At 72.3% G+C, this 10,613-nt stretch carries 12 protein-coding genes and 1 pseudogene; all 13 read left to right on the top strand.

Going from position 1 to position 10,613, the window contains the following annotated elements; genetic code table 11:
* A partial coding sequence (locus PSH25_RS21035; protein ID WP_238660716.1) for a cell division protein FtsQ/DivIB occupies nucleotides 1–704 on the top strand: 704 nt, incomplete at its 5' end.
* 245 nt (nucleotides 705–949) lie between these two features.
* Nucleotides 950–2,065 (top strand): cell division protein FtsZ, encoded by a 1,116-nt coding sequence (gene ftsZ / locus PSH25_RS21030; RefSeq protein ID WP_238660715.1) that lies wholly within the window; start codon nucleotides 950–952, stop codon nucleotides 2,063–2,065.
* 9 nt (nucleotides 2,066–2,074) lie between these two features.
* Nucleotides 2,075–2,818, top strand: coding sequence for a YggS family pyridoxal phosphate-dependent enzyme (locus tag PSH25_RS21025; protein WP_238660714.1), 744 nt, complete (start codon nucleotides 2,075–2,077; stop codon nucleotides 2,816–2,818).
* A gap of 191 nt (nucleotides 2,819–3,009) precedes the next feature.
* The gene (locus PSH25_RS21020) at nucleotides 3,010–3,702 is read left to right on the top strand and encodes a cell division protein SepF (protein WP_238660713.1); all 693 of its coding nucleotides are present in this window, start codon (nucleotides 3,010–3,012) and stop codon (nucleotides 3,700–3,702) included.
* A 30-nt stretch (nucleotides 3,703–3,732) separates the two neighbouring features.
* Complete coding sequence (locus tag PSH25_RS21015; RefSeq protein ID WP_030334503.1) at nucleotides 3,733–4,038, top strand: YggT family protein; 306 nt, start codon at nucleotides 3,733–3,735, stop codon at nucleotides 4,036–4,038.
* 44 nt (nucleotides 4,039–4,082) lie between these two features.
* Nucleotides 4,083–4,892 carry a DivIVA domain-containing protein gene (locus PSH25_RS21010; protein WP_124820047.1) on the top strand — a complete coding sequence of 270 codons (810 nt, stop codon included), beginning with the start codon at nucleotides 4,083–4,085 and terminating at the stop codon, nucleotides 4,890–4,892.
* Between the two features lie 80 nt (nucleotides 4,893–4,972).
* Complete coding sequence (locus PSH25_RS34315; RefSeq protein WP_441005355.1) at nucleotides 4,973–5,764, top strand: hypothetical protein; 792 nt, start codon at nucleotides 4,973–4,975, stop codon at nucleotides 5,762–5,764.
* A gap of 10 nt (nucleotides 5,765–5,774) precedes the next feature.
* Complete coding sequence (locus tag PSH25_RS20995; protein ID WP_196918900.1) at nucleotides 5,775–6,080, top strand: DUF167 domain-containing protein; 306 nt, start codon at nucleotides 5,775–5,777, stop codon at nucleotides 6,078–6,080.
* 22 nt (nucleotides 6,081–6,102) lie between these two features.
* Complete coding sequence (locus PSH25_RS20990) at nucleotides 6,103–7,602, top strand: potassium/proton antiporter (protein WP_238660712.1); 1,500 nt, start codon at nucleotides 6,103–6,105, stop codon at nucleotides 7,600–7,602.
* Between the two features lie 227 nt (nucleotides 7,603–7,829).
* A complete protein-coding gene (locus tag PSH25_RS20985; protein ID WP_238660711.1) occupies nucleotides 7,830–8,249 on the top strand; it encodes a TraR/DksA family transcriptional regulator in 420 nt (139 codons plus the stop codon).
* A gap of 64 nt (nucleotides 8,250–8,313) precedes the next feature.
* A complete protein-coding gene (lspA, locus tag PSH25_RS20980; RefSeq protein WP_238660710.1) occupies nucleotides 8,314–8,928 on the top strand; it encodes a signal peptidase II in 615 nt (204 codons plus the stop codon).
* Nucleotides 8,925–9,869 carry an RluA family pseudouridine synthase gene (locus PSH25_RS20975; RefSeq protein WP_124770805.1) on the top strand — a complete coding sequence of 315 codons (945 nt, stop codon included), beginning with the start codon at nucleotides 8,925–8,927 and terminating at the stop codon, nucleotides 9,867–9,869. Before lspA ends, PSH25_RS20975 begins: the two co-directional genes overlap by 4 nt.
* 42 nt (nucleotides 9,870–9,911) lie before the next feature.
* Nucleotides 9,912–10,613 (top strand): annotated as a pseudogene (locus tag PSH25_RS20970) (hypothetical protein); the annotation flags it as partial.

The following is a 10,613-nucleotide window of genomic DNA, read 5'->3' as shown; positions in this document are numbered from 1 at the left end:
CGACCCGCCGGTTCATGGCCCGTGCCCGGCAGCGGCGCATGCGTGCGGCGCTGCCGTGGGCGGTGGCCGCCGGGGTGCTCGCCCTGGCCGGGCTGGTCGCCTGGACGGTGCTCGGCACCGGGCTGTTCGGTGTGCGCGAGGTCCGCGTGGAGGGTGCCGACCTGGTCACTCCGGTGCAGGTGCACGACGCGGTCGGCGTACCGGACGGGGTGCCGTTGGCCCGGGTGGACCTGGCCGCCGCCGCCCGTCGGGTCGGCGCGCTGCCGGCGGTGGAGCGGGCCACGGTCTCGCGGGACTGGCCCGGCGCGCTGGTGGTGCGGGTGACCGAGCGGACCGCGGTGGCGGTGGTGCCGCAGGGGAAGGCGTTCGCAGTCATCGACCGGAGCGGGGTGGCGTTCCGGACGGTGGAGCGACGCCCCGCCGAGCTGCCGCAGGTGACGGTGGGCCGGCCGGCCGCCGACGATCCGGGCACGCGGGCCGCGCTGGAGGTGCTCGTCGCGCTGACGCCGCAGCTGCGCGCGGAACTGGTGGACGTGAACGTGGCGGGGCTGGCCCGGATCAGTCTGCGGTTGCGGGGGGACCGGACGGTGGTCTGGGGCGACGCGAGCCGAGGGACGGACAAGGCCCGGGTGGCCACCGCGCTGCTCGACGAGGACACCGACCGGATCGACGTGAGCGCGCCGGATGTGGTGACCTTTCGTTGACCGGTGAGCGTGCGCGGACGTGAACCGTCGCGCTCCGCTCGGCGACACGCCGCCCGGGTCCTTGGCTCATCGCGCGGTGGCGCTTACGTTGCCTCGAAGAGCTTCAGTGGTTGACATAACTGTAAGCCTCTAGTAGAGGGTTAGGGTTCACCCCTGATCCTCGCTGGTGACAGCTGTCGTCGGCCGCTGGTCTGGCCACGCCGTAACCGGTCGGCCGAAGCCAATCTCGAAGGAAAGGACCGGAGATGACACCTCCGCACAACTACCTGGCGGTCATCAAGGTCGTCGGCATCGGGGGTGGCGGCGTCAACGCCGTCAACCGGATGATCGAGGTTGGGCTCAAGGGCGTCGAGTTCATCGCGATCAACACCGACGCGCAGGCGCTGCTGATGAGCGACGCCGACGTCAAGCTCGACGTCGGTCGGGAGCTGACCCGTGGCCTGGGGGCCGGGGCCAACCCGGACGTCGGCAAGAATGCCGCCGAGGACCACCGCGACGAGATCGAGGAGGTGCTCAAGGGCGCCGACATGGTCTTCGTGACCTGCGGCGAGGGCGGCGGCACCGGCACCGGCGGCGCGCCCGTGGTGGCCAACATCGCCCGCAAGCTGGGCGCGCTGACCATCGGCGTGGTGACCCGACCGTTCTCCTTCGAGGGCAAGCGCCGCCAGGTGCAGGCCGAGACGGGAATAGACGAACTCCGCAACCAGTGCGACACGCTGATCGTCATCCCGAACGACCGGCTGCTGGCCCTGGGCGACCGCAACATCAGCATGATGGACGCGTTCCGCACGGCTGACCAGGTGCTGCTCTCGGGTGTGCAGGGCATCACCGACCTGATCACCACCCCGGGTCTGATCAACCTGGACTTCGCCGACGTCAAGAGCGTGATGAGCGGCGCCGGTAGCGCGTTGATGGGCATCGGCAGCGCCCGCGGCGAGAACCGCGCGGTCGAGGCGGCCGAGGCGGCCATCTCCAGCCCGTTGCTGGAGCAGAGCATGGACGGCGCGCGGGGCGTGCTGCTCTCCATCGCCGGTGGCTCCGACCTGGGCCTGTTCGAGATCAACGATGCCGCCCAGCTGGTCACCGACGCGGCCCACCCGGACGCCAACATCATCTTCGGCGCGGTCATCGACGACGCGCTCGGTGACGAGGTGCGGGTGACGGTCATCGCGGCGGGCTTCGACGGCGGCACGCCCGCGTACAAGGCGGCCGAGCCGACCCGCAAGTCCAACACCAACCAGCCGGCGCCGCAGAGCACTCCGGTGCCGGCGCCGGCCACCAACCCGGCTCCGGCCCAGTCGCCGCGCCGCGTGCTCTTCGACGACGTGGACGTTCCCGACTTCCTCAAGAACGGGTCCTGAGCACCGCCGATGACCGACAGCTCAGCCACGGTACGACCGGATCGGCACGCCGAACTCGCGGCGGGTCTGGCACAGGTTCGGTCCCGGGTCGACGACGCCTGCGCGCGGGCCGGCCGGGACCGCGCCGAGGTCACGATGATCGCGGTGACGAAGACCTACCCGGCCAGCGACGTGGTGGCGCTGGCCGGGCTCGGGGTGACCGACATGGGGGAGAACCGCGACCAGGAGGCGGCCGGCAAGGCCGCCGAGGTGGCTGCCGCCGGGGTCCGTCCCCGCTGGCACTTCATCGGGCAGTTGCAGCGCAACAAGGCCCGTTCGGTGGTCCGCTACGCCGACGTGGTGCACTCCGTCGACAGTGTCCGGCTGGCCCGGGCGTTGGCCACCGCGACCGCCGACCGGCAGGCGCCGCTCGACGCCCTGATCCAGGTGAGCATCGACGGCGACGCCGCCCGGGGCGGAGCGCTGCCCGATTCGGCGGATCCGGGCTCCGGTCTGGAGCCGGTGGCCGAGGCGGTGGCCGACGCGCCAGGGCTGCGTCTGGTCGGTCTCATGGCGGTCGCTCCGCTGGGGTGGGAGCCGGAGCGGGCGTTCGCCCGGCTCGCGGAGGTTGCCGACGCGTTTCGGGCCGTCCATCCGGGAGCGACAGCGCTGTCCGCCGGTATGAGCGGAGATTTCGAAATCGCGATCCGTTACGGCGCGACACATGTCCGCGTCGGTAGCGCGTTACTCGGAATGCGTCCCACGCTGCGGTAGCCTGACCGCGAGACAAGCAAATTACATCAGTGTTGTTTCAGGGGCGGGCGTCTCCTAGTCGGGGGTCGTGGCGCGCGACGCGAATCGCGCGCCGGGGGATTGCTGTTCCGGTCCGATGGGCATGGTTGTCCACTCGCGACGGGCGACATGGCACGGGGGCGCGTGCCGCACGGCGGACGGAAGGGCGCGGGATGGGTGCACTGCGCAAGGCGGGGGTCTGGCTCGGTCTGGTCGAAGAAGACGACGAGCGGGCCTACGACGACGGTGGCTACGACAAGGGTGGCTACCGCGACTCGCGGTACCGGCAGAGCCGGTACGCCGAGGAGTTCGCCGACGACGACGAGGACGACACCGAGGAGCCGCCGGCTCCCCGGCCGCGCGACAGCGGGCGGGGTCGACTCTCCGAGCGGCCGAGCGGGCGGTTGAGCGAGTCCGAGCGCGGCGACGGTGAGCGGCCGGAGCGGATCGAGCGGTCCAGCGTGCGGTCGATCACGCGGTCGTCGGCGGGCGAGACCTCCGGTGCGCTGACCTACCACACTCGGGACAACCTGGCCCTCGCGCCGCAGGTCACGTCGCGTGAGCGGGCCCTGCCCGAGGAGGAGCAGCGTTACCAGATCACGACGCTGCACCCCACCACCTACCGGGAGGCGCGCACCATCGGTGAGCACTTCCGCGACGGGGTCCCGGTGATCATCAATCTCACCGAGATGGATGAGGCCGATGCCCGCCGTCTGGTGGACTTCGCCGCCGGACTGGCGTTCGGCCTGCGCGGTACGATCGAGCGCGTGACCAATCGGGTGTTCCTGCTCTCACCGGCTAACGTCCAGGTCACCGCTGAGGACAAAGCCAAGATCGCTGAGGGCGGCTTTTTCAGTCTGAGTTGACCCCGCCCGACCCGAGGGACGTCGCTGACCGTGTTGTCGATCTTACTGCAAGTGCTGTACCTGATCCTTTATGTCTTCCTGCTCCTTCTTCTGTCCCGGTTCGTGTTGAGCGCCGTCCTGCAGTACGGCCGTCGCTGGCAACCGGGGCGTGGAGCATCGGCAGGATTGGAATCCGTGTGGAGCGTCACTGATCCCCCTCTCAACGCGTTGAGGCGTGTGATCCCTCCGCTGCGAATTGGTACCGTGAGCATCGACCTGGCCTCCCTTGTGCTCCTGGTTATCCTGTTCGTGCTGATGGAGTTCGTGTTAGGGCCGTCGATCAGGGCATCTGCCTGATGACCGACGCGCTTTCGCGGCCGCAACTGACCCGAGGAGTTTCGATGCCGCTGACCCCGGCCGACGTCCACAACGTCGCCTTCAAAAAGCCGCCGATCGGCAAGCGGGGGTATGACGAGGAGGAGGTCGACGCCTTCCTGGATGAGGTCGAGCGCGAGCTCGCCCGTCTCATCGAGGAGAACAACGAGCTGCGCGCCCAGGTGGAGCGCGGCGGCCGTGGCGGTGCCCCCGCCGGCCCCGGCGGCGACGCCCGACTCGCGGCGGAGCTCAATGACGTCAAGGCCCAACTGGACCGGGTGCAGCGCGACAAGTCGGCGGCCGAGCAGGCTGCCCGCGCGATGCAGGCCGAGCTGGAGCAGGTCCGCGCGACCGGCGGCCCGGCCGGCGGCGTCACCGGCGACGGTGAGCAGCAGGCCCTGCGCGTGCTGATGATGGCCCAGCGCACCGCCGACGACCACGTGTCCGACGCTCGCCGCGAGGCCGACCAGCTGCTGTCCGAGGCTCGCGGCAAGGCCGAGGAGGTGACCCGGGAGGCGCGCGCGAAGGCTGACGCCCTTGAGCGGGACGCCCGCCAGCGGCACCAGGAGGCCATGGGCGGCCTGGACGCCAAGCGCACGGCGCTGCAGAAGCACATCGAGGAGCTCAAGCAGTTCGAGCGCGAGTACCGCACCCGGCTCAAGGCGTACCTGGAGAGCCAGCTGCGTGACCTCGACGGTCGTGGCCAGGGCCTCGAGGCCGAGATGACCCGCTCCGAAGCCGGCCGGGTCGCTGGCGGCAACGGGCTGGCCGCAGCGGGTCTCGCTGGTTCGTACGGCGGCGGCGGGCGCTCCGGCGCCCTCGAAGCCGGACGCTGAGCACCGGCCGGCGATCGCTGTCCGCCAATGGTGACGGTTGCCGGCCCGGCCTGGACGGTTCGACGCGGCGGGGGTGAGCCGTGATAGTCGCAAGTCTTCTGCTCATCCTCGTCGCGGTGGTGCTACTGGTGCTCGGCCTGGCCGGTGGCTCCAGCTTCTTGTTGGTCATCTCCATCGCGGCCAGTCTGCTGGCCGCCGTGGCGTTGGTGGCGGGCGCCCGCCAGGCAGCCGCCAACCGCGCCATGGCGGATCCCGGCCGGCCCGACCGGCAGCACCCCGACGCGCCCCGCACGGCCAGCCAGGCCACACCGGGTGTCGCGTACGGGCCGCCGCTGGTCGAGCCGGAGGTGCCGGTCCAGCATGTGCCCACGACGTTTGGTACCGGCGGCACCGGGTGGCGGCAACCACCCGCGCCGCCGGTCGACCATGTGCCGCCGACCGACGACGCGGCACCGTTCGACCCACGCGTCGACGACGCGGCACCGTTCGACCCGCCGCGCGTCGACGAGGCGTCGCCGTACGACCAGGGGTCGTCGCCGTTCGTGAGTGCGGCGGACGAGCCGCCCTCGCGGGCCCGGCCGGTCAGCCCGGCGTCGCCGGTCGCGGTGTCGACCGACGACGTGTTCGACGACGCGGTCGACGAGCCGGCCGTCCAGCAGATCACGGCCGCCGAGGCGGCCCGGGTGGCGCGGCTGCTCGACGCGGTCGAGGTGGTCGACGGCCGCCCCCGCTACCACCTCGACAGCTGCCCCCACCTGGTTGGTTGGCAGCCCGAGACGTTGCCGGTCGCCGAGGCCGTGCAACTCGGCTTCACCCCGTGCGCGCACTGCGCGCCGGCGACCGCTCTCCTCGCCGACGCCCGGCCGATCTGAAGCGGCGCCGGTGCCCGCGCAGGACACGCTCACCGTGGCGGTACGGGTGAAGCCCGGCGCCTCCCGGGACCGGGTGGGTGGCCGCTTCGACGGCCCGCACGGGCCCGCCCTCGTGATCGCGGTCCACGACCCGGCCGTCGACGGTCGGGCCACCGAGGCGGCCCGCCGGGCGTTGGCCGGCGCGTTGGGCGTCCGACCGGCGGCGGTGTCCCTGCGTACCGGCGCGGCCAGCCGGGACAAGCTCTTCCTCGTCGATCGGCCCGGCCCGGAGCTACCCGAGGTGCTGCGCCGCCTGCGCGACGGATCCGCCGAGTGAGGACAGCCCAGGCAAGGCAGCCGTGACGCCCGGGCTGGACATCGCGCTGCTGCTCGGTGCGGCCGTGCTGCTGGTCGCGGTCGGCGCGGTACGACTCTCCACCCGGCTTGGCGTGCCCAGCCTCCTGGTCTACCTGGCCCTGGGCGTGGCGATCGGCGAGAGCGGGTTGGGCATCCGTTTCGACGACGTCGAGCTGACCCGGACCCTCGGCTTCTGCGCGCTGATCGTGATCATCGCGGAGGGCGGCCTCACCGCCCGGTGGACCACGCTGCGCCCGGTGCTCGGGCTGGCCTCCGCGCTCTCCACGGTCGGCGTGATCGTCAGCATCGTGGTGGTCGGCGTCGCCGTGCACCTGCTGCTGGGGCTGGACTGGCGGCTGGCGCTGCTCTACGGCGCGGTGCTCTCGTCCACCGACGCGGCGGCCGTCTTCGCCACCCTGCGCCGGCTGCGGTTACCGCCCCGGCTGGTGGCGACCCTGGAGGCCGAGTCGGGGATGAACGACGCCCCGGTGGTGCTGCTGGTGGTGCTGCTGTCGCACCAGAGCTTGTCGCACCCGTGGTGGTACGAGGTCGCGCTGGTCTGTTACGAGCTGGGCGTCGGTGTGGCGGTGGGCGTGGCCGCGGGAGTCGCCGGCACCTGGGCGCTGCGCCGGGCGGCGCTGCCCTCGGCCGGGCTCTACCCGATCGCCGCGGTGGGCATCACCGTGCTGGCGTACGCCGCGGGGGCGGTTCTGCACGCTTCCGGCTTCCTTGCCGTCTACGTGGCCGGGGTGTTGCTGGGCAATGCCCGCCTGTCGCACCGGCAGGCGATTCTCGGCTTCGCGGACGGGCTGGCCTGGCTGGCCCAGATCGGGTTGTTCGTGCTGCTCGGGTTGCTGGCCTCGCCGGGCCGGCTGGACGCGGCGGTGTTGCCCGCAGTGGTCGCCGGGCTGGCTCTGGTGCTCCTGGCCCGGCCGCTGTCGGTGGCCGTCTCGGCGGTGCCGTTCCGGGTCGGCCTTCGAGAACAGGCGTTCCTGTCCTGGGCCGGGCTGCGCGGGGCGGTGCCGATCGTGCTGGCCACCATTCCGCTCTCCGAACGGGTGCCCGGCGCGGAGCGGCTCTTCGACGTGGTCTTCGTGCTGGTGGTGATCTTCACGTTGGTGCAGACCGGGACGCTGGGCCCGTTCGCCCGCCGGTTGCGGGTGACCGCGCCGGCCGAGGCCACCGAGATCCACGTGGAGACCGCGCCGCTGGAGCGGATGCGGGCGGACCTGCTCCAGGTGGAGGTGCCGCCCGGCTCGCGACTGGCGGGCGTGCACGTCGACGAGCTGCGGCTCCCGCTGGGCGCGTCGGTGACCCTGGTGCTGCGCGACGGCGTGGGCTTCGTGCCCGCACCGGACACCCGGTTGAAGACCGGCGACAGTCTGCTGATCGTGGCGACCGCCGGGGTGCGCGACGCCGCGGAACGGCGGTTGCGGGCGGTCAGTCGGCGGGGTCGTCTGGCCCGATGGTTTGGTGAGTACGGGGATGAGGCGGTCAATTGATCTGCTAGCGTTCCCTTTGCCCCAGTTAGGCAGGGCTAGGGGCTGTTAGACGGTGCGACGGTGCGGCACGTTGTCGGACGCCTGTACGTTCCGTATTCTTGCCAACCTCCGGAGTGCGCGGCCATCGTCGCTGCGCGCCCCTTTTCGTTACATAGGGGACGCCCTGGTCGGCGCCCCCTGACCCAGGCGCCGCGGACCGCGCGGTTCCCCGGCCGAGGGAGCGACCCATGGCGAAGCCATCCGACACCAGGACCGCCGGGCGCAAGCCGGTGGCCAAGGCCACCCGCAGCAGCGCCGAGACCGAGAAGATCCGGGCGGCGCTGGCGGCGCGGCGGGACGAGCTTCGTGCCGAGTACGATCAGACGCTGAGTGAGATCACCGAGCTGCAGCGCGATCGGCTGACCGACTCGGCCGGGGACGATCAGGCCGACACGGGCACCAAGACGCTCGAGCGGGAGCAGGAGATCTCTCTCGCCAACAGCATTCTGGAACGGATCACGCAGGTGGAGCGCGCTCTGGAGCGCCTCGACGAGGGTGGTTACGGCTGGTGCGAGCGGTGCGGCAACCCGATCCCGGTCGAGCGCCTCGCCGCCTTCCCGTCAGCCACCCAGTGTGTGACGTGCAAGCAGCTGGAGGAGCGGCGCTGAGGTCCGCTCCCCGGCGGCGATGAGACGGTGAGCGATCACCGCCAAGACTGTCGATGGGGAGCGCATGACCGCAGTACCGTCCGCCGAACCCGGCCGCACCGACCCGGGCGGCGGCACCCGCCGGCCCCGGGCCGTCGCGATTCTCGCCGGAGTCGCCCTGGTGGCCCTGCTGGCCGACCTGGTCACCAAGCACCTCGCGCTGGCCGCGCTGACCGACCGGGAGCCGGTCCGGCTGCTCGGCGGGTTCGTCTACCTGAGCCTGACCCGCAACAGCGGCGCGGCCTGGAGCATCGGCTCCGACCACACCTGGGTCTTCCCGCTGATCACCATCGGTGTGGTCGGCTGGATCGTCTGGATGGCACTGCGCCTGCGCTCGCTGCCCTGGGCGATATCCCTCGGCCTGGTGCTCGGTGGCGCGTTGGGCAACCTCGTCGACCGGATCTTCCGGGCGCCGTCCCCCTTCCACGGGCACGTGGTCGACATGATCAGCCTCTTCGACCCGTACGGTCAGGTCTGGCCGGTGTTCAACCTGGCCGACAGCTCGCTGGTCTGCGGCGTGCTGCTGGCCGTCCTGTTGGAGCTGACCGGCCGCCAGCGTGACGGCCGGCGGGCGGGGCGCGACGGCGACCCGGTCACCGCCGACGCCGCGTCGGGCGCCGAGCAGCGGGAGCGGGCATGACCTCCGCGTTCGCCGCTGGCGGCGACCACCGTTCCCTTCCGGTCCCGGACGGCCTCGACGGCATGCGCCTGGACCAGGCCGTGTCCCGCCTGTTCGGGCTCTCCCGCACCGCCGCCGCGGCCCTGGTCGACGCCGGCGACGCACTTGTCGACGGGGCCGCCCGGCCCAACTCGCACAAGGTCAAGGCCGGCTCCTGGCTGGAGGTCACGCTGCCCGCCCCGGTCGCACCGCCGACCGTGGTGCCGCAGGCGGTGCCCGGCCTGCGGGTGGTCTACGCCGACGACGACATCGTCGTGGTCGACAAGCCGGTGGGGGTGGCCGCGCACCCCAGCCCCGGGTGGACCGGGCCGACGGTGATCGGCGCGCTCGCCGCGATCGGGCACCGCATCTCCACCAGCGGCGCCGCCGAGCGGCAGGGCGTGGTGCACCGGCTCGACGTGGGCACCACCGGAATCATGGTGGTGGCCAAGAGCGAGCAGGCGTACACGGCGTTGAAGCGGGCCTTCAAGTACCGCGAGGTCGACAAGGGTTACCACGCGGTGGTGCAGGGTCACCTGGACCCGCTGCGGGGCACCGTCGACGCGCCGATCGACAGGCACCCCACCCACGACTACCGCTGGGCGGTGGTCTCCGGCGGCAAGCCGAGCATCACCCACTACGACACCCTGGAGGCGTTCCCGGCGGCGAGTCTGGTCGACGTCCGGCTGGAGACCGGCCGGACCCACCAGATCCGGGTGCACTTCTCCACCCTGCGACACCCCTGCGTGGGTGACCTCACCTACGGCGCCGATCCCACCCTCTCGGCCCGTCTCGGCCTGGCCCGACAGTGGCTGCACGCCCGCGAACTGAGCTTTTTGCACCCCCGAACGGGGGACGAGGTCCGGTTCGTCAGCGACTACCCTGACGACCTGGACCGTGCGCTCCAGATCCTGCGTGACTGAGCGGCGACCGCCCGACACCGATCCACAGAGGGGATCCCGCCCGTGCGCGCCGGCAACCTGCTGCGGCAGCTGGACCAACGGCTGCTGCCGCCGCTGACCCGGGCCGTGGCCCGGCTGGGCGACCGGTCGCCGCGCTCCGGCGTGCTCAGCTGGGCGGCGGTGCTCTCGGCGGCGGCGGTGTTGGGCACCGCCGTCTGGGCCGTCGACGACACTCCGGTCGGCGACCGAACGGTCGGCGAGGTGACCCGGGTCGGCGTCGCCGACGGCGACTCCGTCCCCGGCTACCTGCGGTCGGCCGCGGCCGACCTGGCCGCGCTGCCCGCGTCCGCCCCGACCGCCGAGGGCGGGACGTACGCGCTGGTCACGCTCGACGCGTACCTGCCACCGCAGCGGTTGGCGACGGTGCTCGGCGACGTCGGGGTCTCGACCGTCTTCGGGCGGGTTCCGCTGCCCGGTCGGCAGACCGAGATCGTCAGGATCCCCGCGCTGCGGGTGCCCGACGACGTGGTCGCCGGCATGGCACAGGTGGCGGCCCGCAAGGAGGCCGAGGCCGCCGACTACCGGGCCCGGGCCGCCGCGGTCGACGGCGACGGGGTGGGCGAGCGGGAGCTGCGGGAACAGTACGCCAGCGGCGCCGAGGTGGCCGCCGCCGAGGCGGTCGAGGTCGGTAGAGCGCCGGGTAGGGAAAGGAGGGACATCTCGGGGTCCCCCGTATCATCTACAATCAAGAGAGCGCCGTCCACC

Origin of the sequence: Micromonospora foliorum (genome assembly GCF_022229015.1) — a bacterium.
GTDB lineage: Bacteria > Actinomycetota > Actinomycetes > Mycobacteriales > Micromonosporaceae > Micromonospora > Micromonospora foliorum.
This window is presented reverse-complemented; position numbering and strand designations above follow the sequence as displayed.